Origin of the sequence: Streptomyces sp. NPDC001599 (genome assembly GCF_042893535.1) — a bacterium.
In the GTDB taxonomy this organism is placed as follows: domain Bacteria; phylum Actinomycetota; class Actinomycetes; order Streptomycetales; family Streptomycetaceae; genus Streptomyces.
The window spans coordinates 783,454-810,208 of the sequence record NZ_JBIAVA010000003.1 but is presented as its reverse complement, the minus strand read 5'-3'; the positions used below and the strand labels follow the sequence as shown (position 1 = coordinate 810,208).

The 26,755-nt window shown below is 73.3% G+C and carries 14 protein-coding genes and 2 pseudogenes; 8 read left to right on the top strand and 8 right to left on the bottom strand.

What is annotated here, in order from left to right:
• Positions 1–68 precede the first annotated feature (68 nt).
• Positions 69–1,211, top strand: a complete 1,143-nt coding sequence (locus tag ACFYZ3_RS12520) for a mandelate racemase/muconate lactonizing enzyme family protein (RefSeq protein WP_388515910.1) — start codon at positions 69–71, stop codon at positions 1,209–1,211.
• A 36-nt stretch (positions 1,212–1,247) separates the two neighbouring features.
• Entirely contained in the window at positions 1,248–1,913 is a 666-nt protein-coding gene (locus ACFYZ3_RS12515; protein WP_388515908.1) for a ThuA domain-containing protein, read from the top strand.
• Positions 1,914–1,975: 62 nt separating this feature from the next.
• Here ACFYZ3_RS12515 and ACFYZ3_RS12510 read toward each other — a convergent pair whose 3' ends face one another.
• A complete protein-coding gene (locus tag ACFYZ3_RS12510; protein WP_388515906.1) occupies positions 1,976–3,019 on the bottom strand; it encodes a LacI family DNA-binding transcriptional regulator in 1,044 nt (347 codons plus the stop codon).
• A gap of 20 nt (positions 3,020–3,039) precedes the next feature.
• A complete protein-coding gene (locus ACFYZ3_RS12505; RefSeq protein ID WP_388515904.1) occupies positions 3,040–4,212 on the bottom strand; it encodes a fumarylacetoacetate hydrolase family protein in 1,173 nt (390 codons plus the stop codon).
• A 139-nt stretch (positions 4,213–4,351) separates the two neighbouring features.
• Between ACFYZ3_RS12505 and ACFYZ3_RS12500 the strand changes: the two genes are divergently transcribed.
• From ACFYZ3_RS12500 to ACFYZ3_RS12480, 5 genes are read left to right on the top strand one after another with little or no spacing between them, the layout of a single operon-like run.
• Positions 4,352–5,563 carry a CaiB/BaiF CoA transferase family protein gene (locus ACFYZ3_RS12500; RefSeq protein WP_388515902.1) on the top strand — a complete coding sequence of 404 codons (1,212 nt, stop codon included), beginning with the start codon at positions 4,352–4,354 and terminating at the stop codon, positions 5,561–5,563.
• Positions 5,560–6,669: a carbohydrate ABC transporter substrate-binding protein gene (locus ACFYZ3_RS12495; protein ID WP_388515900.1), complete on the top strand. Its 1,110-nt coding sequence runs from the start codon at positions 5,560–5,562 to the stop codon at positions 6,667–6,669. The genes ACFYZ3_RS12500 and ACFYZ3_RS12495 overlap by 4 nt, the downstream gene beginning before the upstream one ends.
• Positions 6,666–7,472: an enoyl-CoA hydratase/isomerase family protein gene (locus tag ACFYZ3_RS12490; RefSeq protein WP_388515898.1), complete on the top strand. Its 807-nt coding sequence runs from the start codon at positions 6,666–6,668 to the stop codon at positions 7,470–7,472. Before ACFYZ3_RS12495 ends, ACFYZ3_RS12490 begins: the two co-directional genes overlap by 4 nt.
• A 10-nt stretch (positions 7,473–7,482) precedes the next feature.
• The gene (locus ACFYZ3_RS12485; RefSeq protein WP_388515896.1) at positions 7,483–8,229 is read left to right on the top strand and encodes an SDR family NAD(P)-dependent oxidoreductase; all 747 of its coding nucleotides are present in this window, start codon (positions 7,483–7,485) and stop codon (positions 8,227–8,229) included.
• Positions 8,226–9,293 carry an aldose 1-epimerase family protein gene (locus tag ACFYZ3_RS12480; protein WP_388515894.1) on the top strand — a complete coding sequence of 356 codons (1,068 nt, stop codon included), beginning with the start codon at positions 8,226–8,228 and terminating at the stop codon, positions 9,291–9,293. The genes ACFYZ3_RS12485 and ACFYZ3_RS12480 overlap by 4 nt, the downstream gene beginning before the upstream one ends.
• Before the next feature lie 43 nt (positions 9,294–9,336).
• Here ACFYZ3_RS12480 and ACFYZ3_RS12475 read toward each other — a convergent pair whose 3' ends face one another.
• The 5 genes and pseudogenes from ACFYZ3_RS12475 to ACFYZ3_RS12455 form a co-directional block, all read right to left on the bottom strand.
• Entirely contained in the window at positions 9,337–9,963 is a 627-nt protein-coding gene (locus tag ACFYZ3_RS12475) for a DUF1275 family protein (RefSeq protein WP_388515992.1), read from the bottom strand.
• Between the two features lie 194 nt (positions 9,964–10,157).
• Complete coding sequence (locus ACFYZ3_RS12470; RefSeq protein ID WP_388515892.1) at positions 10,158–13,424, bottom strand: family 78 glycoside hydrolase catalytic domain; 3,267 nt, start codon at positions 13,422–13,424, stop codon at positions 10,158–10,160.
• 32 nt (positions 13,425–13,456) lie between these two features.
• On the bottom strand, positions 13,457–16,852 hold the full coding sequence (locus ACFYZ3_RS12465; protein WP_388515890.1) for a glycosylhydrolase-like jelly roll fold domain-containing protein: 3,396 nt from the start codon (positions 16,850–16,852) through the stop codon (positions 13,457–13,459).
• 61 nt (positions 16,853–16,913) lie between these two features.
• A pseudogene (locus tag ACFYZ3_RS12460) lies at positions 16,914–19,477 on the bottom strand (beta-L-arabinofuranosidase domain-containing protein).
• A 217-nt stretch (positions 19,478–19,694) separates the two neighbouring features.
• Positions 19,695–22,709 carry a glycosyl hydrolase gene (locus ACFYZ3_RS12455; RefSeq protein ID WP_388515888.1) on the bottom strand — a complete coding sequence of 1,005 codons (3,015 nt, stop codon included), beginning with the start codon at positions 22,707–22,709 and terminating at the stop codon, positions 19,695–19,697.
• 460 nt (positions 22,710–23,169) lie between these two features.
• On the opposite strand from ACFYZ3_RS12455, the pseudogene ACFYZ3_RS12450 reads away from it, so the two are divergent.
• Positions 23,170–25,052, top strand: a pseudogene (locus ACFYZ3_RS12450) (ABC transporter ATP-binding protein).
• A gap of 11 nt (positions 25,053–25,063) precedes the next feature.
• Here ACFYZ3_RS12450 and ACFYZ3_RS12445 read toward each other — a convergent pair.
• A complete protein-coding gene (locus ACFYZ3_RS12445) occupies positions 25,064–26,656 on the bottom strand; it encodes an MFS transporter (protein ID WP_388515886.1) in 1,593 nt (530 codons plus the stop codon).
• Between the last annotated feature and the right edge of the window lie 99 nt (positions 26,657–26,755).

The window sequence follows — 26,755 nt, the reverse complement described above, 5'->3', positions numbered from 1 at the left end:
CCAGGTTAGCCGAACATGCTAAGGTCATCACTCGTATCACAAGTTACGACTCAGCCGTGGGAGACGCGATGCGCATCACCGGATACCGGTCCCTTGCCACGGTCCACGAGTGGGGACGACCGGTGGGCGACGTGAACGGCGTCGTCACCACCGGCGTCACCGAGGTGCCGGTCCTGCTGCTGGAGACGGACGAGGGCCTGACCGGCGTGGGCCTCGGCGGCCACGCCGACGTGGAGCGGGTCTTCCCGGCGCTGGAGGGCCAGGACCCCCGGGCGGTCACCTCGCTCTACGACAGGATGCTCGCCCACGTCTTCAAGTCCGGGCACGGCGGGCAGGTGTTCGGCACGATCGGCGCCCTCGACATGGCGCTGTGGGACCTCAAGGCGAAGATCGCCCAGGAGCCGCTGTGGCGGACGCTGGGCGCCGCCGACCGTTTCGTGCCGGGCTACGCCTCCGGCCTGGACTACGCGCTCACCGACGACGAACTCGTCGCGTTCCACGAGCGGTGGGCGCGGCGCGGCTTCACGGGCGCCAAGATCAAGGGCGGCCTGGACGTGGACCGGGACGTGCGGCGCCTGGCGGCGGTCCGCGACGTGTTCCGGGTCAACAGCGACCGCCCCGCGCTCATGTACGACGTCAACGAGTCCTGGGGGCGGCACCAGGCGGTGCGCCTGGCCCGGCAGGTCGAGGAGCGGGTCGAACTCACCTGGATCGAGGAACCCGTCCGGCGCTGGGACGTGGCGGGACACCGTGCGGTCGCCACCGGCATCCGCGCCGCCGTCGCGACCGGGGAGAACCTGACGGGCCTCGAGCACTTCCGGCCGCTGCTGGCCGCGGACGCGGTGGGGGTCGTCCAGACCGGCGCCGTGTGGGGCATCACCCACTTCCTGCGCGTCTCGACGCTCGCCTTCGGGCACGGCCTGCCCGTGAGCCCCGTCGGATACAACGCCAACCCGGTCGCGCACGCGGCGGCCGCCGTGCCCAACCACCTGGTGACCGAGGTGCAGGACCTGGCCTTCCCGGTCGGGCTGCGGGTGGACCAGGAGATCGCCGACGGCGGGATCGTGCTCGGCGACGCCCCGGGACTGGGCATCGAGGTCGACGAGGAACGGATCGTCGCGCGGGCCGCGTCGGGCGGGTGGTCCCTCCCGTCCGGACCGCACGTCCGCCCCGCCGACGCCGGCCTCAGACTCGTACCGCAGGCGCGATGAGGACGTGACGAGGACGCGCCGAGGAGGGAGCAGGACATGAGGACACGAAAGGCCCTGGTGGTCCGCGGCGGGTGGGAGGGCCACGACCCGGTCGGCTGCACCAAGTCGGTCATGCCCGCACTGGAGCGCGCGGGGTTCGAGGTCGAGGTCGCCGAGGACCTGGCGGTGTACGAGGACCGGGGGCTGCTCGCCGCCACCGACCTCGTCGTGCACTCCTGGTCGGCGGGCGGCCTGACGGCGGCCCAGGAGGCGAACCTGGTCGACGCGGTGGAGGCGGGCACCGGCTTCGCCGGCTGGCACGGGGGCGTGGTCGCCACCAACGTCGCCAACCCCCGCTACCTGCGGATGGTCGGGGGCCGCTTCCTGTGGCACCCGGACGGCTTCCAGGAGTTCACCGTGCGGATCTCCGCCACCCCCGACCGGGACGGCGAGATCACCGAGGGGGTCACGGACTACGACGTGGAGACCGAGCACTACTGGGTGCTCACGGACTCCCTCAACACCGTCCTGGCCACGTCCGTGCTCACCCCGGGCCCGGCCGACCCGTGGGACGAACCCGTCGAGTTCCCCGTGGTGTGGACGCGCCGCTGGGGAGCGGGGCGGGTCTTCGTCTGCACCCTCGGGCACCGCGTCGCGGACCTCCGGGTGCCGCAGACGGCGGCGATCGTCGGCCGTGGACTCGTGTGGGCGGCGCGCGCGTGACGCCCCGGGGCGTCCGGGCCGCCCGGCGCTCCCGCCCGCGACGGCCCGGCACCCCGCCCGTGTCAGGTGCTCTCGCGCGCGACGACCCGGTACCCCACGTCCCGGTGCGGGACGTCGACCGCGGCACCGCGCATCCGCGCCAGCAGCAGCTCGGCGCCCAACTCCCCGATCCGCGCGCTGGGTACGGCCACCGTGGTCAGCGCCGGAACCAGGTGCCCGGCCAGTTCGAAGTCGCCGAAGCCGGCCAGGGCGAGCGTGCCCGGCACGTCGATGCCGCGCCGTACGCAGGCCTGGAGGGCCCCGGCCGCGAAGACGTCGCTGGAGAACATCACGGCGTCGGAGTCCGGGTACCTCTCCAGCGCCAGGTCCAGCAGGGCGACACCGGTGTCCATGGTGACCGGCTCGGGACCGGCGTCCACGGTGCGCGCCTCGCCGCCCAGCAGGTCGCGGACGGCGCCGGTGTAGCCGTCGAGGCGTTCCGCGGCCCGGGGGTCTCCCGAGGTGTGCCGGCCCGCGAAGGTGATCCGCCGCCGGCCTCGCTCGACGAGGTGGGCCACCATCGCCGCCGCTGCCGCCGCGTTGGAGAAGCCGACCAGCAGGTCCACCGGGTCCTCGGACCAGCCCCAGGTCTCCACGACCGGCACCCCGGCCGCCTTGATCAGTGTCAGGGTGCCCGGGGTGTGGCGGGTCCCCACCATGAGCAGTCCGTCCGGCCGCCGGCCCAGGAAGCTGCGCAGCACCTCCTCCTCGTGCTCGGGCCGGTAGTCGGTGGTCCCGACGAAGATCTGGTAGCCGTGGGCCGCCAGCGCCGTGGAGAAGGCGTGCACCGTGTCGGCGAAGACCGACGCGTTGATCTGCGGCACCAGGGCGGCGACCGTGCGGCTGCGGTTCGAGGCCAGGTTGCTGGCGGCCAGGTTGGGCACGTAGCCGGTGGCCGTGAGGGCCGCCTGGACCCTCGCCCGCGTCTCGTCGGACACCGACAGGGGGTCGCGGACGACCCGGGAGACCGTCTGCGCCGACACCCCGGCGGCGGCCGCGACGTCCGACAGGGTCACCGAGCGGGTCGCGGAGCGTTTACGGGGACGACGGGGCGGCGGCTGGGTCACGCCGGAAACGATATCGGGCTTCACAGTGCTCCCCGCGCCACCAGCGCCCGCATCAGATCGGCGATGCCGAACGTCCACGGCGCACACGCGTCACTCGGCCGGATCCGGTTGGCGAGCGTGCCGAGGTTCGGCGTGGCGACGGCGACGAGGTCGCCGTCGTGATGCGTGAACCCCTGTCCGGGCGCGTCGCGGTCCTCGACGGGCGCGAACATGGTGCCGAGGTAGAGCACCGCGCCGTCGGGGTACTGGTGGTGCGGGCCCAGCAACTGCGCCACGAGGTCCAGGGGGTCGCGGCTGATGGCGGCCATCGAGGACTCGGCGTCCAGCCGGTAGCCGTCGGCACCCTCGACGGTCAGGGTCACCGTGGCCCGCCGTACGTCGTCCATGCGGAAGCCCGGCTCGAACAGGCGCAGGAACGGGCCGAGGGCGGCCGAGGCGTTGTTGTCCTTGGCCTGGGGCAGCAGCAGCGCGGAACGGCCTTCGACGTCGCGGAGGTTGACGTCGTTGCCGAGGGTCGCGCCGACCACGGCCCCGGTGGAGGAGACGGCCAGCACCACCTCGGGCTCCGGGTTGTTCCAGCGCGAGGCGGCGTGCACACCGGCGTCGGCGCCGCTGCCCACGGCGGCCAGCACGGGCGCCTTGGTGAAGATCTCGGCGTCGGGGCCGATGCCGACCTCCAGGTACTGGCTCCACGCCCCCTGCGCGACCAGGAGCTCCTTGAGCGCGGCGGCCTCCTGCGAGCCGGGCCGCAGGGCTGCCAGGTCGTCGCCGACGAGCCGGCGGATCTGCTCCCGGGCCTCGGCGGCACCCGTGACGTCCCCGCGGACGCGCTCCTCGATCACCCGCTCCAGCATCGAGACGACGAAGGTGACCCCGGCGGCCTTGACGGCCTGCAGGTCGACCGGCGCGAGCAGCCACGGCCGTCGCGGGTCCCGGGTGTCGACGGGCGTGTTGGCCAGTACCTCGTCGAGCCCGGCGATCCGCTCGCCCCGGGTGTCCCGCAGGCGGGCGGCGGGGTCCGGCGTCTCGCACAGGTCGCGCACGGTCGGGAAGGCCGCGGTGATGTCGTGCAGTCCGTCCTCGCGGACGGCCACGACGGACGGCCCGAGGCCGGGACGCCAGACCCGGCCGACGAGCGCGCCCCCGGTTCCGTCGGAGGGCAGGGTGGTCGCGGCGTCGGGCCACTGGTTCATCGGATTCCCTTCGTTGTTGCCCCGGACCGGTCCCGAACGGCGCGACGTGGTCGGGGCAGGGACGTTGACACTGCGAACGGCGCCAGCCTAGCGTGCATGTTAGCGCTATCGGTAGCGCTAACAACAGGTAAGGAGTCCCATGGCCTCGCGCGACAAACCCGGCGTCCTCGCCGGGTACCGGGTCCTCGACTGTTCCATCGCCATGGCCGGCCCGTTCGCCGCCCAGCGCCTGGGCGACCTCGGCGCCGACGTCGTCAAGGTCGAACCGGTCACCGGGGAGTGGCAGCGCCACGCCGCGGCCGGCGGGGCGGGAGGCAACCGGATCAACGTCTCCTTCCTCTCCCTGAACCGCAACAAGCGATCCCTCGCCGTCGACCTCAAGGATCCGGCGGGCAAGGAGGTCCTGCGCCTCCTCGTCGCGAGCGCCGACGTCTTCCTCCAGAACTACCGCCCCGGCGTCGCCGACCGCCTCGGCGTCGACTACGCCTCCCTGGCCGCGATCAATCCCTCCCTCGTCTACGTCTCCATCTCCGGGTACGGCGAGGACGGCCCCTACGCCCAGCGCCCGGGCCAGGACCTGCTGTTGCAGGCGATGTCGGGGGCCATGCTGTCCAGCGGCCGCTCGGGCGAGGCACCGCGGGCCGCGGGGCAGTACCTCGTGGACGCCGTCACCGCCTCCACCGCCTTCGAGGGCGTGCTCGCCGCACTGCTGCACCGCGAACGCACCGGCGAGGGCCAGCTGGTGACGGTGAACATGCTCGACGCCGTCACCACCCTCCAGATGCAGGAACTGTCGGTCCACACCGTCGGAGGGCTGCCCCAGACCCGCTCCGCCGAACCGCATGCCCACGTCTACATCCGCTCGCCCTACGGCGCCTTCCAGACCTTGGACGGCTATCTGGTCCTGGCCTTCCCACCGTTGAAGAAGCTCGGCGAGATCCTCGGCGAGGACACCTTCCTGTCCATGGAGGACGAGGAGCACGGCTGGACCCACCGGGACGAGATCTTCGCCCGCACGGCCGCCCGGCTGCTGACCCGGCCCTCGCGGCACTGGCTCGACGCCTTCGCCGCCGCCGGCATCTGGGCGGGCCCCGTCTACGGCTACGCCGACCTGGTGCGGGACCCCCAGATCCGCCACAACGGCACCTTCGTCACGTACGACCACCCCACCGAGGGGCGCGTGACCGTGCCCGGCTTCCCCTACAAGTTCTCCGCCACCCCGCCCCGCATCGACCGCGGCGCCCCGCTCGTCGGGGAGCACACCCGCGAGGTGCTGACCGAAGCGGGCCTCGCGGAAGGGGAGATCGAGGAACTCCTCGCCACCGGCGCCGTGACGGAGACGACCCCATGACGCACACCGGGCCGCCCTACCGCGGACTGACCTGGGACCACCCCCGCGGCCACGACGCACTCGCCGCTTCCGCGGGTGGCCTCGTCCACTGGGACGTGCAGCCGCTGGAGGGCTTCGAGTCCCATCCGATCGACGAGCTGTGCGCCCGCTACGACCTCGTCGTCCTCGACCACCCGCACCTCGGCGAGGCGCTGGCCACCGGGTGCCTGCGGCCGCTCGAGGACCTGTTCACCCCGGCGGAACTGGCCCGCTGGGGCGCCGACTCCATCGGCCCCACCATGCGGTCGTACGCCATGGACGGCCGTCAGTGGGCGCTGCCGCTGGACGCCGCCACCCAGGTCGCGGCCACCCGGACCGACCTCGTCGGCGAGCCGCCCCGCACCTGGGACGAGGTGCGCCGCCTGGCCCGCCGGGCTCCCGTGGCCCTGTCCCTCGCCGGACCGCACGCGTTCCTCACCTTCGCCTCCGTCGCGCTCGCCGTGGGCGAGGAACCGGCCGCCGACCCGGACCGACTGATCGGCGACGACACGGGACTCGCGGTGCTCGACCTGATGGCCGACCTCGACGCCCTCGCCCCGCCCGAGACCCGCGCACTCAACCCGATCGGGCTGCTGGAACTCATGGCCGCCACGGACCGACTGGCACACTGCCCGCTGGTGTACGGCTACGTCACCTACGCCGACCGCCTGACCTTCACCGACGCTCCCGCCGTGACCGCGGGCGGGCGCCCGGGCTCCACGCTCGGCGGTACGGGCATCGCGCTCAGCGCCCGCTGCGCGCCGTCCCCGGAACTCCTCGCCCACGTGCGCTGGCTGATGTCCCCCGGGGCACAGGGCGACTTCCTGCCCCGGCACAGCGGACAGCCCAGCGCCCGCACCGCCTGGACCTCCCCCGGGACCGTCGCCGCCGACTTCTACCGACGCACCGCCGCCACCTGCGAGCAGGCCTGGGTGCGTCCCCGGCACGCCGGCTACATCGGCTTCCAGACCGCCGCGTCGGCCGCCGTACGCGCCGCGCTCGCGGGCGAGACCGACCACCGTGAAGCACTCGACCGGATGCGCGCCCTGTACCGGACGAGCCGGACACCGAAGGAACGCCAGCCATGAGCGACACCGGCACCCTCCCGCCGCCCGACCTCGGCACCGACCACGTCCTGCTGGACGTGACGGACCGGGTCGCCACCCTCACCCTGAACCGGCCCGCCAAGCTCAACGCCGTCACCCCCGGCATGTCCCGGGCCCTGGTGCGGGCGATCGAGTGGTGCGACACGACCGACGAGGTCCGGGCGCTCGTCGTCACCGGGGCGGGCGAGCGCTCCTTCAGCGTCGGCTCGGACATCGGCGCACTCGACCAGTACGCCACCCCGTGGGACTTCCGCAACCGCGTCGACTACTGCGACGCCATCCGCGCCGCCCGCACCCCGACCGTCGCCGCGGTGGGCGGATACGCCCTGGGCGGAGGGCTGGAGACCGCTCTGTCCTGCGACATCCGGCTCGCCGCGGACACCGCGTCCTTCGGCGCGCCGGAGATCACGCTCGGCTGGATCGGGGGCGGCGGCATGGCCGCCTTCCTGAGCCGCGCGGCCGGGCCGAGCAATGCGGCACTGATGCTGCTCACCGGCGAACGCATCGACCCCGACCGGGCGTTGGCCTGGAATCTGGTGAGCGAGGTCGTGCCCCGCGCCGGACTGCTCGACCGGGCCCGCGCCCTCGCCGCCGTGATCGCCTCCCGCGCCCCGGTGGCGGCCGAGACGGCGAAGATCAACCTGCGGGCCGCCGGGAACCTGCCCGAGGACCAGGCACTCGCCTACGAGCGCGACCTGCAGACCATCTGCTTCGCCACCGAGGACGCGGCGGAGGGCCGGCGCGCGTTCGCCGAGAAGCGCACCCCCGTCTTCCGCAAGCGCTGAGAGGAACGTCATGAAGCAACCCCGAGCCGCACTCGTGACCGGTGCGGGCGGCGCCCTCGGCCGGGCCACCGCCGTCCGGCTGGCCGCCGACGGACACGATGTCGCCGTACTCGACCGCGACGCCGAGTCGCTGGAGAACACCGCCGCGCTGGTCGAGAAGGCGGGCGCCCGCGTGCTCGCCCTCACCACCGACCTGCGCAACGCCCCGGCCGTGGCGGCGGCCGTGGAGCGGACCGTGACCGCGCTGGGCCCGCTGCGAGTGCTGGTCAACAACGCGGCCGTGTACCCGACCAGGGCCTTCCTGGACGTGCCGCTCGCCGAGTACGAGGAGGTGGTGGCGGTCAACCAGCGTGCCTACTGGGTCGCCGCCCAGGCCGCCGCGCGGCACATGACGGGCACGGGCGGCGGGGCGATCGTCAACGTCGCCTCGATCACGATGCACGGCGGCTGGGACTCCCTGGCCGCCTACGTCTCCACCAAGGGCGCCGCCGTCGCCCTGACCCGCGCCCTCGCCCGGGAGCTGGGTCCCGCCGAGATCCGCGTCAACTGCGTCTCCCCCGGGGCCTTTCCTACCGCGGCCGAGGAGATCCACGAGGACCCCGGCGCCTACCGTCGGCACGTGCTCGACCACCAGGCCCTGAAGCGGCGCGGACGGCCCGAGGAACTGGCCTCGGTGGTGTCCTTCCTCACCGGTCCCGACGCCTCGTTCGTCACGGGCCAGTGCGTCGAGGTCAACGGAGGGTGGGTGATGGCGTGAAGCTGTACGGACGTTCCCACGACCGGCAGTCCCTCGCCCGGCACGCGGGCGACCTGAGCGCGGCGGGCGGGGTGCGCTCCGTCGTCCTGGACGACGGCTCCGAACGGGGCATCCGCACGCTGGAGTTCCGGACCGGCGCCGGGCTGTCGTTCGACGTGCTGGTGGACCGGGCGATGGACCTCGGCGGGGCCGAGTTCGAGGGCCGGGGCTTCGGCTGGCGTTCGGCGACGGGCTTCCGGCACCCGGGACTGCACGAGTACCGCGACGACGACGGCCTGTCCATGATGCGCAGCTTCTCGGGGCTGCTGCTCACCGCGGGCCTGGACCACACGCTCTTCGGCGCCGAGGTGGACGCCTCGCAGTACCGCTATCCGCCGCGGCGCACGGCCGTGCACGCCCTCCACGGGCGGGTCGCCAACCTGCCGGCCCGGCTGACCGGGTACGGCGAGCGGTGGCAGGACGACGGCCGCTGCGTGCTCTGGGCGGAGGGCGAGGTGCGCCAGGCCGCGATCTTCGGGGAGCACCTGCGGCTCACCCGCCGCATCGAGGCCGATCTGGGCGGCAGCGAGATCCGCCTGACCGACCGGGTGCGCAACGCCGGCTTCGACCTGACCCCGCACATGTACCTGTACCACGTCAACGTCGGCTGGCCCTTCCTGGACGAGGGCGCCCGCTACGAGCTGCCGCCGCACCGCACCCTGTGGCGCAGCGACAGCGTCGCCGAGCAGGGCGTGTCCCACACCGCGATGCCCGCCCCGCTGCCGGGCTTCGTGGAGCAGGTCTACGAACACGAACTGGAGCCGGACGCGGCGGGCCTGGTCCGGCCCCGCCTGGTCAACGAAAGCCTGGGCGTCTACTTCGAGTTGGAGTTCGACACGGCCCAGTTCCCGTCCTTCTTCCAGTGGCTGCACCTGCGCGAGGGCGCCTACGCGGTCGGCTTCGAACCGTCCACGCACCATGTGCAGGGCGAGGCCGCGGCCCGGGAGGACGGGTCGATGACGTTCCTGGCCCCCGGTGAGGAGCGGGAGTACACCACCGCGTTCCGGGTGGGCCACCTGGACTGACCACCGAGACCGCGGTGCTGGGGGGACACGGGGGCCCGGCGCGTCAGGAGGCGCGCCGGGATCCCGTACGCACGCGCCCCGTCAGCCACGCCGCCGTCACCAGCAGCGCGGGGAGCAGCGGTGCGGCGCCGGGCAGCAGACGCTCCAGCAGCGTGGCGGCGGCCGCGCCCAGGATCAGCAGTGCCATCGTCACCGGGGCACGCCACTGGACGCGCCGGGCCGTCACCGCGTCGGTGACGGCCCCCGTCAGCAGTCCCGTCAGGTAGGCGGTCGGCACCTGCGCGCCCATCGCGACGCGGACACCGGCGTTCTGGCAGCCCATCGCGGCCGCCAAGGTTCCCAGCATCGCCGTGCGCTCCCCGCCGGACGGGTCCCCGCCCACGGTGAGCCACCACGCCACGACGGCCCACAGCAGGACGAGCTCGAGCAGCAGGAAGTCGGCGGGGCGCAGGCGTCCGCCCCGTTGGGCACGGCCGGCCGCCCAGCCGGCTCCCGCCGCGCCGAGCACGTAGCAGAGCACCGCGACGGCGGCCAGGGCGCCGAGCGCCGGGTCCGCGCCGCCCAGACCGACTCCGAGCAACGCCGAGTTGGCGGTGACCACGCTGGTGAAGACGCCGCCCAGGGAGAGGAAGCCCCAGGCGTTGACGGCGCCCGCGGAGAAGGTCAGCAGCCGCGCGGCCCAGGTGTCCGCGCGCTGCCGCGACCCCGGTGGGAGGTCCCGACGCCGATTGCCCTCCGTGGTCCTCTCCTCGCCTCGTCCGGGCCCCGGACAAAATCCTCGCCGACCGACGTGGCGGCACGGGCCGCGACATGCCGGGCGGGGCGACCGCTGCCTACGGTCGGCCGCCCCGCCGGCACGGCGGCCTAGCGGCCGCCCGCCATGGTCGACCGGAAGGTCCAGTGGCCCGATCCGACCTCGTACACGGCCTCCCCTCCGGTCACCCGGAGCAGTCGTGCGGCCTCGGGCGCCTCTGGCGCCCCGGTGCGCTTGCCGGCGACCGGTACGTGCACCTGCGCGGTGCTGCCCGCGGGAACGTCCACGGTGAGGCGGAAGCGGTCGTCCGAGCGTTCCCAGTCGGTGCGTGCGACGCCGTAGGGGGTGCGGTAGGAGCCCGCCGCGGAGGTCATGTCGCCCTCCACCGCCGGGTCGACGAGGAGCTTCGCGTACCCGACGGAGTCCTCGGTCTGGGAGATGCCGGCGACGCGGGTGGTGAACCAGGAGTCGACGGCGCCGAGCATGAAGTGGTTCTGGGACTGGCCGGGTCCGCCGTCCCACGACTCGCCCAGGGTGGTGTTGCCCGCGAGCACCTGGTAGCCGTAGCTGGGGCTGGTCGTCTGCGTGGCGATGGCGTGCACCAGGTCGTCGCGGTCCGCGCCACTGAGCACCCGGAAGGCTGCGGGCAGCGAGATCTCGCCCAGGACCAGGTGGTTTCCGGCGTCCTTGATCGCGTCGGTGAAGTGGGAGAGCAGGCGGTCCCGCTCGCCCTGCGGGTAGGCGCCCATGTCGAGGGCGAGTGCCTCGGCGCCGTGTCCGCCGCCGCCGAAGGTTCCCGTGCCTGCGTCGTAGTACTTCGCCGTCAGTGCCTCGACGCTCGCGGCGGCCTTTCGGCGGTACTCATCGGCCGCGGCGGTGTCGCCGAGGAGCGAGGCGATGCGGCCGAGGGTGTCGACCACCCGCCAGTACCCGTAGGTGCCGGCCACGGCGCGCGGGAAGGTCCGGTCGGGCGTGAACCAGTCGCCCAGCCCGTAGTCGAGGATGCCGTCGGCGACCTGGGTCTCCAGGAAGGCGGCGTAGCGTCGCATGTCCGGGTAGTACGTCTCCAGGGTCTGGCGGTCTCCGTAGGTGAGGTAGAGCTGCCAGGGGACGAGGACGAAGGCGCCGCCCCAGTTGGAGTCGTTGCGGTAGGCGCCCGGGAGGCTGGTGTACTCCGGGACGGTGCTCGGGACCAGCCCGTCCGACGTCTGCGCGTCGGCCATGTCCCGGACGATCTTGCGGAGGTAGGCCCGCATGTCGTAGTTGCCGGCGAGGGCGGGGAAGACGAGCTGGTTCTGTTCGAGCCAGCCGAGCTTCTCGCGGCTCGGGCAGTCGGTGAGCACGCTCATCATGTTGCCCTCGACGGAGCGGCGGATCAGCGAGTGGATTTGGTTGATCAGCGGGTCGGAGCTGGTGAAGTCGCCGGCCGAGGCGTTGTCGGTGCGCAGGACGTGCCCGCGGACGCTCACCGTCGCGTTCGCGGGCACTCCGCGCAGTTCCAGGTAGCGGAAGCCGTGGTAGCTGAACCTGGGGTGCCAGCTCTCGGCGTGCCGCCCGCCCGCGGTGGTGTAGCTGTCCCACAGGGGGGCGCCGACGTTGCTGATGGACTGGAAGGCGTGGCCGTCCTTCAGGCTCTCCGCCGGGTACACGCGGATCGCGGTGCCCTCGGGTGCGCGGACGGTGATCTCGGGCCAGCCCGCGATGTTGCGGCCCAGGTCGAAGACGCGGCTGCCCTCGGCGCCGTCGACCTCCTTGCCGTTCAGGGTCTCCACGACACGGATCGGCTCGGTCTCCCGGGCGCTGAGCCGGGCGGGCCGGTCGGCGGTGCCGGGGCCGGCCACCGCGACCGCGTGCCGCCAGCCGCGCCGGTCGCCGGAGGGCTCGTCCCACCCGGGGATCTCGCGGCGGGCGTCGTAGTCCTCGCCGCCGTACCAGTTCGACGCGGTGGTCGGGCCGAGTGTGGTGCGCCAGTCGTCGCCGCTGGTGATCGTGCGCACCCGGCCGTCGGCCAGGGGCACCTCCAGCCGGGCGATCAGTTTGGGGTCGCTGAGGTTGCCGTACAGCTTGCGGTAGCGGTCGGCGGTGCTGACGACGTTGGACATGCCGTTGCCGAGGGCGACACCGAGGGTGTTGGCGCCGGTGCGCAGGTGGTCGGTGACGTCGTAGGTGGCGTACTGGAGGCGTTCGGCGAAGTCCGTGTTGGCCGGTTCGAGGACCGCGTCGCCCACCGGTTCGCCGTTCACGGTCGCGTCGTAGATGCCGAGTCCGGCGATGTAGAGGCGGGCGCTGCGGGCGCGCTTGGGCAGGGTGAAGTCGTCGGTGAGCAGGGGCAGTCCGGCGGGCAGGTAGGGGGTGGGCTGCCGTTGGCCGGTGACCTCGGCGAGCCGGGTGGCGGGGCCGTCGGCGCTGTCGGCGGCGGAGACGGTGTAGTCGACGGGAAATCCGGGGATCCGGCCGTCGTCGGTGAGGACGTCGGCGCGGGGGTAGAGCGCCACCTCGTCGAAGGTCTTCGCGGTCTTCAGGTCGAGGGTGAGGGTGATCGGCGCGTCGGAGACGTCCGGTCCGGTGTGCGCGGCGCTCGCGTAGCCCGCCGCGGTCTGCAGGGCGCTGTTGGGCAGGCCGTCGACGGCGAGGGCGGGCTCCCAGGTCTTGCGGACGGTGTTGCTCTCGGACGCGGTGACCGCGGCACCGCGGGCCAGGCCGGTGGTGGAGGTGCCGGAGTCGCGGACGTCGATCTCGCCGAGCTGGAGGCGCCAGGTGCGCTCGGGGAAGGACTCGGCGAGCGGCAGGCCGAGCCGGGTGACGTCCAGTCGTACGTAGCGGGCGGTGGTGCGGGGCAGGCGGACGACGACCGGTTCGACGGTCCGGTCGCTCAGCCGCCAGTCGGGGTGGGTGATCCACCGGGCGTCCCAGTCCGACTGCTGCGTCAGGCCGGTCTCGAACACGGCGGTGGTGCTCCAGCCGCTGTGCCGCTTCCCGTCGCCGGACCAGAGCATGACACGCCAGTACACCTTGGCCCGGGAGCCCGGGTCCTTCCCGGCGTACGTCGTCCCGGGCACCGACGACTCCACCTTCCCGGAGTCCCACAGGTCGGGTCGGGAGGTGCGGAGCCGCTGGAGGGAGGTAGCGGCCTGGACGCGGTAGGCGGCCTGGCGTGTGTCCGGGGTGCCGGCGGTGGTCTGCCAGCTGAGTTCCGGGGTGGTGTCGTCGATGCCGAGGGCCTCGCTCAGGTGCTGGGTGCGCAGCGCGGTCGGGGCGATGGTGCGGGTGGTCGCGGCGTCGGCGGTGACCGCGCCGGCCAGCAGGGTGACGAAGGCGGTGACACCGGCGAGGGCGGCGGCGGTCCGGTGTCCGACGGGTGGGTTCGTTCTGGGCATGGCGGCTCCTGGGCGGCGGGGTTGTCGTGGTGTCAGACGCGGCGCAGTCGGACGATGGTCCGGCGCCGGAAGCGCAGGGTGACCGGGCCGAGCAGGCCGGACGGCAGTGGCTTCTTGCGCTCGTTGGCCAGCGTGTTGGCGACCCGGACCCGCAGCGTGTTGCGCCCGGCCGCGACGTGTCCCGTCACGTCGGCCACGAACGGGGCCCACAGCAGCGGCGGCAGGACGGTTCCGTTGACGGACACCTCAGCGACGTCGCGGACGTCCCCGAGGTCCAGCAGGACGCGGCGGCCGTGCAGCCGGGCGGCGTCGACATCGATGTCGGTGGTGTAGGTGCCGCTGCCGGAGAACAGTTCGTCGTACCGCGTCCAGCTGCCCAGGGGCCCGGTGACGGGCTCGGCACCCTCGCGTTCGAAGGTGAGGGTCCAGTCGCCGTCCACCGGGAGCGGGGCGAGCGGGTCGTCGATGCGCACGGTGCCGTGGTAGCGGTGGCCGCCGTCGGCGCCGACGAGTCGGTGGGTCCCGGCGGCCGAGGCCTCCACCGTGGCGCGCAGCACGTGCCCGTGGCGTTCCACGGACAGGACCGGCACGGACGACTCGGTGAGGTGGGGCCGGTCGCGGTGTCCGCCGCGGACCACGACGACGGCGGTCCGGTAGGGCTCCAGGTCCAACGTCACCCGCACGCCGTCCTTGGTGGCCCGGTACACGGGCACGGGCCCGCCGGTGCCGGTCGCGGGGTCCCAGGTCTCGGGCCGGCCGGTGGCCGGGAGGGCGGCGACGGTGCGCACGTGCGCGCCGCTCTCGTTGTTGATCAGGAAGACGGTGTCGGGGCCCCGGCGCACCCGCAGTACCCGGACCGCGTCCTGGGCCGGGTCCAGGACGGCCGCCGCGGTACCGGCCGCGACGGCGGCGGCTCCGAGCGCGCCGGTGTCCGCGACCCGGACGGCGTGTCCGCGGCCCAGGGACCTGCGGGCCGGCACCCGGCCGCCGAACAGCTCGGAGAGTCCGTGGGCGAGGGTGCGGTCGCCGCCGTCCGCCTCCTCGACGTCCAGGACGCCCACCGCGATCACGGTGCCGCCGGCCCGGACGAACTCGCGCAGCACGCGCACGCCGTCGGCGTCCAGGACGGGTGTGGCGGGAACGACGACGAGGTCGTAGGCGGCCGCCCCGACGACCAGGCGTCCCTCGCGGACCTCGGCGTGGGCCAGCAACGCGGGGTCCCGGGTCAGGGCGCCCTCGTGGAGCAGGTCGAAGTCCACCTGGGCGCGCTCCAGGGCGTGGGCCGCGTCGCCGAGCGGGGCGTCCACGTCCTCCTGCCGGTCCGTGCCGGCCCACTGCTCGGCGGCCCGCTGCGGCTGCAGCAGCGCCGTGCGGGCGGCGGAGGTGCCGCGGCCGGCCTCCATGACCCGGCCGATCCACTCGGCGAGCGGGCGCATGGCCCACCACCAGGGGGCGCGCGGGCCGAAGGGCGGCGGGAAGTACACCCGGCTCTCGTCGGTCCACAGGGCGTGCAGCACGGTCAGGTTGATGCCCCGGGCGGCCTGCGCGCCGACGGTGGCGTGCACGAAACCGGGGGTGACCTGCCAGCCCATGTTGCCGAACATCTCCAGCAGGGCCCGCTCGCGACCCATCTGGTGGGCCACGGACACCGGGTTGCGCGGGATCATGGTGGGCTCACCGGCCACGTATTCGGCGGTGATGATGTCGCCGCCGGGCACCTGGGCCCACTGGTTGACCTTGTGCAGGTCGCCGGTGGACGCGATGCGCTTGGCGGGGGCGGTCTCGTCGTAGAGCGGGTTGGTGATCAGGGCGACGCCGCGCTTCTCGTACCACTGGGCCTGCTTGCGGAAGGCGGTGGCGAAGCGATCGGAGACGGCCTTCCAGTAGTTGCCGCGGGCGATGCGGCCGGAGCGGCCGAGGTCGTCGAAGGCGGCGGCATAGGCGAGGCCGGGTGCGACTCCTACGGTGCGCAGGGCGCGGTCGAGGGTCGGTGACCACGGCAGGCGCTTGAAATGGGCCTCCGCCGAGGCGAAGAACGGCTCGTCGTCCCAGAAGCCGGGGACGACCGTGCCGAAGTAGCGCCCGAACCGGCGGTGGTACTCGCCGGGGACGATGTCCAGGAACAGCTCGACGGGTTCCTCGTCGAGCAGGTCGACGTAGCTGCGGCTGTACCCCTGGCTGTCGTCGGCGAGGAGCACGCCGCCGAAGAGGTCGACCTGCCACTCCCCCGCCGGGACCTGCCAGGTGTGTCCGCCGGTGAGCCGGTCGGTGAGGTCCACGACATCGGTGGCGGCGGTGGCCGCGGTGGGCCGGGCGGCGGCGGCCGCGACGGTGAACCCCGCGCCCGGCAGCGGGTGTTCCGGGAAGTCGCCCGCGGCGGCGGAGCGGTCGAAGGAACCGGTGTACAGGGGGGTGCCGTCGGGCGACTCGACGGTGAGCGTCTCCCACACGGCGCGCTGGTCGCCGACGGCGCGCACCCCGACCCCGCCCGCCTGCTCGGTCAGGCCCTCCACGGTCCCCTTGTCCTTGCCGTCGAGGGTGACGGAGAGGCCGCCACCGCTCAGGGCGATCCGGAGGGTGTGGAACTTGGTTTTGTTGAAGCCGTCGGTGCGGGTGCTGCGCAGCAGTTCGGCCGGTTCGGCATCGTCGGTCAGCCGCTCCACGGTGACCACGCCGGTCTGGTCGAAGGCGACGGCGTATCCGGTGCGCCCGTCGGCCGAGGCCCGTACGAGGAGTCCGGCCCCACCGTGCTCGGCCTTCGCGCTGCCGGTGACGGTACAGTCGCCCCACTCCGCGCTGTCCCTCAGCACGGCGGCGCCGTCGAGGACCGCGGCGTCCGCGACCAGCCGTCCCGCCTCCACCCCGACGCCGGTGCTGCGTCTGAGGTCGATCGCCACCGGTCCCGTGACCACGGTGGTGGAGCGGGCGAGTGCCTTCAGGCGCAGTTCGGGCCGTGGGGCGTAGGAGCGGGTGCCGACCTGTCCGCCCTTGACGATGAACTCGCCCGCGCGGCCACTGGGGAAGTGGTCGTCGTTGAACAACCAGACGCGCATGCCGGTGCGTTCGGCGGTGCGCAGGACGTGGCCCACGATGTCGAACCACTCCTCGGTGAAGAACACCGGTGTCATCTCGGCGTTGTCGAAGGAGAACAGGATCACCTCGTACATGCCCTTGGACCTCAGGTCCGCGAGCTGGCGGTCCACCAGCTCGGGCGTGACGGGGCCGTTCCAGTACCAGTAGACGGTGGGGCGGCTGTCGCGGCGCGGGTCGGCGAAGTGCCGGGCGGACCAGGCGTCCCGCTCCTGGTGGGCCGGTCCGGCCGGTGGACCGGCGGCGTGCGCGGCGTCGGGCAGGCCGACGGCGACGAGGGCGCCGGCGGCACCGGCCGCGGCCACGAACCGGCGTCTGGACAGGGGGTGTTCGGGCATGGCTGTGCTCCTGGGTGGTGGGGTGCGGCGACGGGCGGCGGCGGTGGCCGTGGAGGTGTGGTCAGCCCTGGGCGAGGCGCCGTACCTGGTCGGCGGACAGGGCGCGGTTGTGCAGCCGGAAGTCGCGGACGGCGCCGTGCAGGTACGGGTGGGTGCTGTTCTGGGACCGGCCCAGGTAGTTGCGGCTGGTCCGGCCGAGCAGGAGGGGGCCGGAGACCATGGCCGCATTCCGCCCGGCTTCGACGCCGTCGACGTAGAGCACCCCGGTGCCGTCGGCGAGGGTGAGCGCCACGTGGGTCCAGCGGCCCAGGGGCAGCGGTCCGGTGGCGTCGACGAAGTCCTCGGCCTCCATTCCGGCGATCTTCAGGGCGGCGCGGGCCCGCCCGGCGCCCGTGGTCGCCGTGAGGAAGAGGTACGTGTCCTTGCTGTAGCCCAGGTCGAAGACGCGGACGGAGGGGGCGAGGGTGTCGACGCGGACCCGGGTGGACACGGTCAACTCCTGGAGCCCGCTGGGCAGTCCGGCGGGGAGTACGACGTGTCCGTCACGTCCGTCCAGCGCCACCGCCGTCGCGCCGCCGTCGGTGCTCCACGTCGCGCCGCCGGTCAGGGAGCCGTCGGCGAAGGTCCCGGTGCGGTCGGCCACCGAGGTGCCGAGTCCTTCGTCGAGGGAGTACCGGGCCACGTCGGCGGGGGGGGCGCCGGCGCGGGTTCGACGGACCAGTACACGTTGTAGCGCTGGTGGTGGATCTCGTGGAAGGGGCGGAGGGTGACCCGGCTGCCGTCCGCGAGGGCCGTGAACCGGGTGGGCGCGCCGGGTGTGCGGCGCAGCGTGCCGGGACGGACGGTCGGCAGCGTCGTGAGCGGCGTGTCCCCGTATGCGCCCGCCAGGACCAGCGGGCCGTACGACACGGCCTTGACGTGAGGGTTGTCGGGCGCCGGGCGCCAGACGGGGACACGGGGCAGGACGAGTTCGACGCGGTCCCCGGTCCGCCAGCGGCGTGTCACCGTCGTGCAGGTGCCCGGTTCGAGGCGGTGACCGGTGCGTCGGCCGTTCACGGTCAGCCCGGCACGTCCGTCGCCCGCGGCCAGCCAGCCGGGCACGCGGATCCGCAGCGCGAACCGGGCCTCCCCTTCGGTGACGGTCAGGCGGGTGCGGTCGCCCGTCGGGATGTCGGTCTCCTGGCGGAGTGTCACGCCCCGCTCGTCCCAGCGCACTTCGGAGGGGATGAACAGGTTGACGTGGAGCGCGGGCCGGCGGGTGCCGGGCGTGCGGAAGTAGACGGTGTCGGCGAACTTGGTGTGCGTCTCCAGGCCCGTTCCGTGGTCGCAGGAGAAGTTGTCGTAGTCCCCGCTGTAGCTGCCGGGCGCCGAGCCGAGGCCGCCCTTCGGTTCGCGCCGCGAGCCTGCCCACAGCCCGGTGTAGTAGGTGACGAAGCCGTGCGCCGAGTCGGGGTCCTGCTCGGCGAGCATCTGGTTGTACAGGGTCCACTCGTAGTGGTCCAGGTACTCCGTGCGCTCCGGATCGTGGCGGAAGAGGTCCCGGCCGAGCTTGAGCATGTTGTAGCTGTTGCAGTTCTCGCAGGTGACCTCCGAGAGCCGGCTCGCGATCTCGTCCGGCGGTCCGAAGAGCTCCTGGTTGGAGTTGCCGCCGATGGCGTACGAGTGGTGGCGTACGACGGTGGTCCAGAAGGTGTCGGCGATGTCCAGGTAGCGTCGGTCGCCGGTGGCCTCGTAGGCCGGTACGGCACCTACCACCTTGGCGATCTCCGTGTTGGCGTGCCGCCCGGCGAGTTCGTCGCGGCCGGCGGCGAGCGGCGCGTAGAGCTCGTCGTGGTCGAAGCGACGCGCGGTGCGCAGGTGCACCGGGTCGCCGGTCTCCAGGTGGAGTCGGGCGAGGACGTCGTTCATGCCGCCGAACTCGACCTTGAGCACGCTCTGCATGCGCTCGCGCGACAGCGGGGCCGTGCGCGCCTCGGCCCAGGCGGCCATCTCCAGCAGGACGTCGAACGCCTCCCGGTTCCCGCTGAGCCGGTACTGGTCGAGGAGACCGGCCATGATCTTGTGCAGGGTGTAGTACGGCGCCCAGGGCTTGCCCCCGGCCTCCAGCTGGTCGAAGACCGACTCCGGGAACGCGGAGAGGTAGCCGCGGTTGAACCCGGCCGCGGGTGCCGCCCGCTGGCACTCGGCCAGCGCCGAGACGAGCAGACGGGCCTTGTCCGCGTAGGCGGACTCGCCGGTGCCCGCGTGGGCGTGGGCCAGGGCGCTGAGGAGATGTCCGGTGGTGTGGCCGCGCAGTTGCACGTCCGGGGCCTCCCAGCCGCCGCAGGGTTCGGCGGAGGAGGGCAGGCCGACGTTGAGCCGGAAGGTGTGCAGCAGCCGGTCGGGGTCCAGGAAGCGGAGATAAGCGCAGGTGCGCCGCATGTTGGCGAGGAAGGGGCTGTCGAGGAGGCGGACGGCCGAGAGCGGAAAGGCGGCCAGCGCGGGCCGTGAGCGGTGCGCGCCACTCGTCGGCGCGGGCGCCGCCGCGGCGGGAACGGTCGGCATCGCGGCGGTGGCCGCGGCGGCCGACGCGGTGAACAGGACCTGGCGGCGGGAGGGGGCGGGTCTGCTGTGCGGTGCGGGCATGGGGCGGGGCTCAGCTCCCTTCGATTGAATCGTTTTACTCGATTCGACGGAGACGCTAAGTGGCACCACCAGGAGCGTCAAGGGTTCTCACAAGAACCAGCTGACGCCCCATAAGTCCCTTCAGATCGCAAGTCTGCGGAGGCGGAGGCGGACATGACTCGGCGCGGACGGGCCTCGGCACCGTCCGCGCTGTTTTGAATCGTTCAATTCAGCGGAGTCAGACCGTCTTCTGCGCGTACGGGACCAGCCGCACCGGTCCCACCAGCCCGTACTCCTGGCGGGCGAGCCCTCCGAACACCTCCGGGCGGCTCACCCGGAGCCGGTTGACGAGGGGCGTCGCGACCTCGATCTCGATCGTGTTCGTGCCCCGGCGCAGCAGCGGGCCCACGTCTACGACGGGGTCGAGCCGGTCGACCGGATCGGCGTGGACGCCGTTGACGCTGACCCGGAAGGTGTCACTGACCTGCCCCAGCTCCAGGAGGGCGCCGTGGGCGGAACTCCAGTTGCCGGGCAGGGAGACGGTGGTGCGGTAGCGGCCGATGCCCGCGCAGTCCGCCAGTTCCGCAATGCCCGACCAGGGCAGCAGACGGTCGAGCGTCAGGGTGCGGCGCACCCGTTCGGTCCGGGTCGGGCGGTCACCGGGGCGCCAGTCCTCGACCTCGACCTGCCACCGGCCCGGTTCGATCGGGCCGGGCACCGCCGGGAGGGTGGTGGTGACGGTGCGGCCCCGGGACAGCCGCGTGCGGTAGGTGCCGGCCGCTCCGGCCCGTACGGTGAGACCGCGTGCGGTGAACAGCACCTCGTCCGCGTCCGACGAGAGGGCGTGCGGGCGGTTGCCGTGCCGGTCGCCGAACAGGCCCGGGCGTCCCAGCGCCACGACGAGTGCCTGGCCGGGCCGCAGGGCGACGCGGAGGGTCACGTTCTGACCGTCCCCGGTGTACCGGCCGACCCGTACGGCCTTGCCCGTCCAGGGGTCGAGGAGGTAGGGCACCGCGTCGCGGCCTCGCGTGCTGCGCAGTGTGACGTCGTGGTCGATCGCGGCCACGGGCGGCTTGACGGTCTCGGCGTGCTTGCCGTTGACCAGGTAGTAGTAGTCGGCGTCCGCCGTGGCCCGGTGGGCGTTCAGGAGCGTCGAGGGCACGGCGTGCCGCACGTCCGGGGTGACGCCGAGCGCGGCGAGGGCGTCGCCGACCGCGGTCTTCTCGGTGACGCGGACCACGCCCGGCAGCGCGAGCAGGCGGGCGAGGACGTCGCGCAGCCGCTCGGTCTCGCCGGCCGCCGGCACGCCCGGTGTCAGCGCCCGGTCGAAGGCGCCCAGGAGCACCACGGGCAGCCCGGCCCGCGCGTAGCCGAGGATCCTGCGGGCGTCGGCGAGGGCGAGGGTCGGGGTCGACCCGTGGAAGAAGTCGCCCTCGACGAAGAGCGCCTTGTAGGCCGGACCGTCGGGGGCGAGCCGCCCGCCGGACACGGCGGCGTTCGGCAGGTCGAGGAGGGGCCCGCTCAGGAACTGGTGCGTCCACCCGAGCGGGACACCGGTCGAGGTGAACCAGGACGCGCCGATGCCCGTCGCCGTGTAACCGGTCTGCCGGAAGACGGCGACGTCCGCACGGGCGGTGCCCGACTGCAGGACGGCGTGGACGCGGCCGAGGTAGTCGGCGACGTCCCCGGCGTGCCGCCAGGTCGGCTGCCGGGGCCCCCACGACTCGCCGTATCCCGGGGCACCGTTGTAGGGGCTGAACGCGGCGAATCCGGGCCACTCGGCCTCGGGGGCACTCGCGTAGGAGAAGCCGTGCATCACGGTCTGGTTGACGCCCGCCGCGTAGGCCCCGCCCATGGTGCGCAGCACGCGGTCCCAGGTGGTGCTGTAGGCCGAGCCGTTGTAGGCGCCGGCCTCGCAGGACAGGACGGTGTGGCCCGCCATGTCACGGCCGCCGGCCAGGCACCGGTAGTCGTCCAGGTTCTTGAAGCCGAGGGACTCCCCCTCCGCGATGTCGAGGATCGCGGCGGTGGCGATGGCGTCGGTCTGCAGGCCGTAGGGCTGGGCGCGCAGGGTCATGCCGAGGGAGTGCGCCCAGTCCTTCAGGGCGCCCACGTGATGCCGGTTGAACAGGTCGGAGACCGTGGCCCAGAAGTCGTGCCGGATCTGCCGGGTCAGCTGGGCCTCGAACGCGAACACCTGGTCGCTGTCGTCCAGGACGAGGGCGGGCAGGCAGGGCAGCAGCCGTCGGCCCGTGCGCCGTTCGAAGGCCTCGGGCAGACCCGCCGTCCAGACCAGGCCCTCGGACTCCAGTTCCACCGAGTCCTCGAAGAAGGCACCGCCCGCCGCCCTGAGCAGACGTCGCAGCGAGCCGGACAGGACGTGGTGTTCCCAGTAGTCGGTGACCGCGGCGGTGCCCGCCGCGCTCAGGTGGTCGACGACGAAGGCCTCGGGCGCGGAGTGCGGCCCCGACTCCGGCTGCTGCCCCGAGCCCCGCTGCCAGTAGGAGATCAGCATCCACTCGCCGTCCGCGGGTGCCGTCCAGGTCAGACCGTCCTCGGTGACGGTGTCCGTGAGGTCGCGGATGCTGTCGGGGTCGAGGCCGGTTTCCTTGCGGGTGGAGTTGGCGGGGTCTACGCGGGCGGCCTGGACGGCGAGGAGGCGCTGGGCGCGGACGCCGGACGCCGGCTCGTGGACGGGCGCGGGCACGGGACCGCGGTATGTGACCCCTGCGGCCAGCGAGGTGTGCCCGTGGGCGAGTTCCTTGGCGGCCGCCTCGTCGTCGGGGGTGACGCCGGGGACGGCCACGGGCCAGCTCGGGCCCAGGGTGAGGTCGACGGTCAGGCCGCGTCGCGCGGCGCGGCGCAGGGCGGCCTCGACGCCGTCGCGCCAGGGTCTGCTGCCCCAGCCGTGGTGGGCGGTGTCCAGGAGCGACTTGTCCCGGATGCTGTGATGGACGGCGGCGATCTCGGCTCCGCCGAAGCCGGCGTCCGCGATCTGGTCGATCTCGCGGGCCACCTCGTCGGGGTCGACCAGACCGTCCGGCGACCACCAGCGGAACTTCGGGCGCACCGACCGGGCGGGGTCCGTGAACCACCGGGCCGGGCCGGAGGTCCGGTCGGCGGCCGGACCGGTGGGGAGGGCGGCGACGCCGGGCGAGACGGTGACGACGGTGGCGGTCACCCCCGCGGTCACGGCGGCGGCCAGCACCGCGCGCCGGGACATCCCGCCACGCTGCGAGACGAGTTCGTGCATGAGTGCGCCCCAGGGTTTGGAGGAGGTTCCGTTGATTTCCGTTGATTGAATCGATTCAATCCGGTGCAAACGCGGGAACCGTAATCCGAGGTGATCATGGGGGTCAAGACATGTCGCACCAGTAACTTCCGCGCCCGGCGGCGCAGGCACCGTCGTTCCACGGGGGCGGCGGTGCGCCAGAAGGGACCGGGGCCCGTCCACGCCGAGGAACGGGAGCAGTCGGCTCCTGCCCTCTCCCTGCCGTGCCGGCATCCACCACCGCCTCGCACCCCGGTGTCGGCGATTCGGCCAACCTCCGCGCTCCACACCCCTGTTGACGCGACCGGGTCCGTGCATCCGCCACGCACCGACACGCGCGGTATCCCGGGGTTCCGACCCCGACCGAAACACATGTGTTCGATACCTCGGTCCGGTCGTTGAGCTTCCCGACCACGCTCGAACGACCTTCAAGGGGGACCCATTGAACTCGACCGCCGCGAACGGACCGCAGACCCCCGCGCCGCCTCCCCCGCCGCCTGCGGAGATCACGTACAGCGGGCGGTATGCCGTCAATCCGCTCGCCGAGGCCTCCTTCGGGCGGATGTGCGCGCAGATCCCGGCCGTGCTGGGCCGGATCGCACGACTGGCGTGGCGGACCGACCGACGGGCCGTGCACATGCTGATGGGCTGCCAGGTGGTCACCGGTGTCTCCGCCGCCGTGCTGCTGACCGCCACCGCCCGCGCCATGACGCCCGTGCTCGGCGACGGCTCCGCCGGCGACCGGCTGCGCGGAGCGGTGCCGGCCCTGTTGGTGGTGGCGCTCGCCGCCGCGCTGGGCCGCGGTGCGACGGCGGTGGCCACCTACGCCGAGCGGCGGATCACTCCCCGGCTGACGACGGAGACGGACAGTGCTCTGGTCGAGGCGGTTGTCCGGGTGGAGGCGTCCGCATACGCGCAGGAGGGCTTCTCGGACCGGCACGAGGCCGCCGAGACGGGGGTGATCCGCACCCAGGTGATGGTCGCCGACGCCCAGCGGTTCCTGTCCGCGCTGATCCGGATGGTCACGGCCGGCGGTGTGCTGTCGGTGCTCGACCCGCTGATGCTGCCGCTGCTCCTGCTCGCCGTGCTGCCGGCCGGCACCGGCGCGGTCCTCACCGCCCGGGTCGACTACGAGGTCCACTACGCCAACATCGCCGACCGCAACGTGCGCGGCATGATGCGCTGGTGGGCGACGACGTCGAAGTACGGCGACGAGGTCCGCGCCAACTCGATGACCGACTACCTCGTCCACTGGTACCGGACCCTGTCCGACCGGTGCGACCGGCGCACGCTGGCCGCCGCGCCGCGTACGCTGCGGATCGCGGTGCTGTCCGCGTCGGCCGGCGGCGTCTTCCTCGTCGTGACCTGGGGTGTGCTCGCCTGGCTGGCGGTCTCGGGCCGGATCGGACTCGCGGTCGCGGCCACGGCCGTCATCGCCGTGCAGACCACGCTGGCCGCGCTCTCCCAGGTGGTGGTCAACGGCGCCGCGGTCTTCCACACCAGCCTCTACCTGAGCGACATGCAGGCCTTCCTCGACGACGCCGCGGCCCGAAGCGCGGGCCCGGCCGGCACCGTGCGCCGACCGAGCAGATCCGGCTGGAGGAGGTCGTCTACCAGTACCCGGGCAAGGACAGGCCCGCCGTCGACGGCGTCTCCCTCACCCTGGAGCGCGGTCAGATCCTCGCGATCGTCGGGGCGAACGGCTCGGGCAAGTCCACCCTGACCCGGCTGCTGACCGGCATCCACCTTCCGGACAAGGGACGGGTCACCTGGAACGGCACCGACCTCGCCGACATGGACCCCGCGACCGTGTGGGCGCACATCGGTCTGGTGCCGCAGATCTTCGCCCAGTGGCCCATGCCGGTCCGCGAGAACGTCACCCTCGGCCAGCCCCGCACCCACGACGACGCCCCGGTGTGGGAGGCCCTGGATGCCGCAGGTCTGCGCGAGGCGGTCGACGGCCTCCCGGCGGGACTGGACACCCTGCTGTCCCGTGACGTCTTCGGAGGCACCGAGCTGTCGGGCGGCCAGTGGCAGCGCGTGGCGTGCTCCAGGGCCCTGTACCGCCGCCCGGGGCTGCTGATCCTGGACGAGCCGACGTCCCAGATGGACCCGCGCGGTGAGCACCAGATCTTCGAGCAGATCAAGCGGATCGCCGCCGAGCGCATCACCATCGTGGTCACCCACCGCCTGGAGAACACGAGGATCGCGGATCACATCGTCGTCATGGAGCACGGCCGGATCACCGAGCAGGGCCGCTACGACGACCTCGTCCACGCGGGCGGCACCTTCGCCGAGCTCCTCGAACTGTCCCAGGACCGCTGACTCGCTTGTGGTCAAGGGGCGTCGAGTGCCTCGGTGGCCTCGGCTTCGTCCGCGACCGCGGGGGCCGTCCTCGCGGGCCCCCGCAACGCGATGTGGACGAACAGGACGCCCATGACGGCGACGCCCGCCCACATGGCCTGCTGCCAGCCGTCGACGAAGGACTGCTGGGCTGCGTGCAGCAGGTCCGGACCGTGCGGTCCGGCCCCGCCCGCGGCCTCGACCGCGTTGGCCACGCCTTCGCGGGCCTCGTCCGCGGGGCCCTGGGGGACGCCGTCCAGCCGGTCGTCGATGGCGCCGCGGTAGCCGTTGGCCAGCAGGGCCCCGAGCAGGGCGATACCGAGTGCGGTGCCGAACTCGCGGGTGACGTCGTTGAGCGCGGAGGCGACGCCCTGCTTCCCGCGCGCCAGGGAGCCGGTGATGGCCTCGGTGGACGGGGTCATCGACATGCCCATGCCGACGCCCATGGCCAGCATGCCGGGCAGGATGGTCAGGTACCCGTCGTCCACGGAGACGAACAGGGCCATGAGCGCGAGGCCGACGCCGGCCAGGGCGATGCCCGCGGCCATGGTCGTACGGGAGCCGACCCGGGCGGCGAGCCCGGGGGCCAGGCCGGAGGTCGCCATCATCATGACGGCCATGGGCATCAGCGCCACCGTGGAGAGCAGGCCCGACCAGCCGAGCACGGCCTGGAAGTAGGGGAAGAGGACCACGGCGATGCCCGCCTGGACGCCGAAGACCACCAGGAGCGTGATCGAGCCGCCCGCCAGGCCTCGCTCACGGAACAGGCGCACGTCCAGCAGCGCGGCGTCGCGGCTGTGCAGTTCCCAGGCGACGAAACCGACGGCGGCGGTGCTGCCGACGACGAGGCCGGTCAGCGTCACCGGGGCGGTCCAGCCGCGTTCGGGGCCTTCCTGGAGGACGAAGATGAGGCTGGTCACGGCGACGGTGGAGATCAGCGCTCCGGCCGTGTCGAACCGGTGGGCCGGGGTCTCACGGGAGTTGGGGACCGACTTCAGCGCCATGGCCAGGGCCACGAGGACCAGGACCACCGGGAGGACGAACAGCAGACGCCAGTCGGCGACGTCGACGAGGAGGGCGGACAGGAACATGCCCAGGATGCCGCCGCCTCCGGCGACACCGGTCCACACCCCGATCGCCTTGCCGCGCTGCTCCTCGGGGAAGGTGGAGGTGATGACGGCAAGGGTGACCGGCATGATCATCGCGGCGCCGACACCGCCGGCCACGCGGGCGGCGAGCATGACCTCGGCCGAGGGTGCCAGTCCGGCGAGGACGCTCGCCGCACCGAAGACAGCCAGACCGGCGACGAGTATCGGCTTGCGGCCCAGCCGGTCGCCGACGGCACCGAGCGGGAGCAGCAGCGCGGCCAGGGCGAGCGTGTAGATGTTGATGATCCACAGGACCGTGTTCTGGGAGGCGCCGAACTCGACGGCCATGTGGGTCTGTGCGACGCTCAGACCGGACACCGAGGCGACGACGGCCATCAGGGCGACGGAGACGGCGATCAGGATCGTGCGCAGCCGGCGCGCGTCGGGGGTGTTCCCGCCGCCGGCTTCGGGGGCCCGTACGGGTGGGCTGGTGCTCATGGGTTCCTTTCGCAGGGCATGCCGCCGCCCGACGGGGCGTGGAGGGGGTCGGGGAAGTGCGGCTCGACTGCGTCCGAAACTAAGCCCGCTTTGCGTTCG

Bases quoted from the DNA above. Each gene is read 5' to 3' on its own strand.
- ACFYZ3_RS12455 (WP_388515888.1), bottom strand. From the start codon at position 22,709: ATGCACGAACTCGTCTCGCAGCGTGGCGGGATGTCCCGGCGCGCGGTG.
- ACFYZ3_RS12470 (WP_388515892.1), bottom strand. From the start codon at position 13,424: ATGCCCAGAACGAACCCACCCGTCGGACACCGGACCGCCGCCGCCCTC.
- ACFYZ3_RS12505 (WP_388515904.1), bottom strand. From the start codon at position 4,212: ATGAACCAGTGGCCCGACGCCGCGACCACCCTGCCCTCCGACGGAACC.
- ACFYZ3_RS12515 (WP_388515908.1), top strand. From the start codon at position 1,248: ATGAGGACACGAAAGGCCCTGGTGGTCCGCGGCGGGTGGGAGGGCCAC.
- ACFYZ3_RS12520 (WP_388515910.1), top strand. From the start codon at position 69: ATGCGCATCACCGGATACCGGTCCCTTGCCACGGTCCACGAGTGGGGA.
- ACFYZ3_RS12500 (WP_388515902.1), top strand. From the start codon at position 4,352: ATGGCCTCGCGCGACAAACCCGGCGTCCTCGCCGGGTACCGGGTCCTC.
- ACFYZ3_RS12465 (WP_388515890.1), bottom strand. From the start codon at position 16,852: ATGCCCGAACACCCCCTGTCCAGACGCCGGTTCGTGGCCGCGGCCGGT.
- ACFYZ3_RS12490 (WP_388515898.1), top strand. From the start codon at position 6,666: ATGAGCGACACCGGCACCCTCCCGCCGCCCGACCTCGGCACCGACCAC.
- ACFYZ3_RS12495 (WP_388515900.1), top strand. From the start codon at position 5,560: ATGACGCACACCGGGCCGCCCTACCGCGGACTGACCTGGGACCACCCC.
- ACFYZ3_RS12485 (WP_388515896.1), top strand. From the start codon at position 7,483: ATGAAGCAACCCCGAGCCGCACTCGTGACCGGTGCGGGCGGCGCCCTC.
- ACFYZ3_RS12445 (WP_388515886.1), bottom strand. From the start codon at position 26,656: ATGAGCACCAGCCCACCCGTACGGGCCCCCGAAGCCGGCGGCGGGAAC.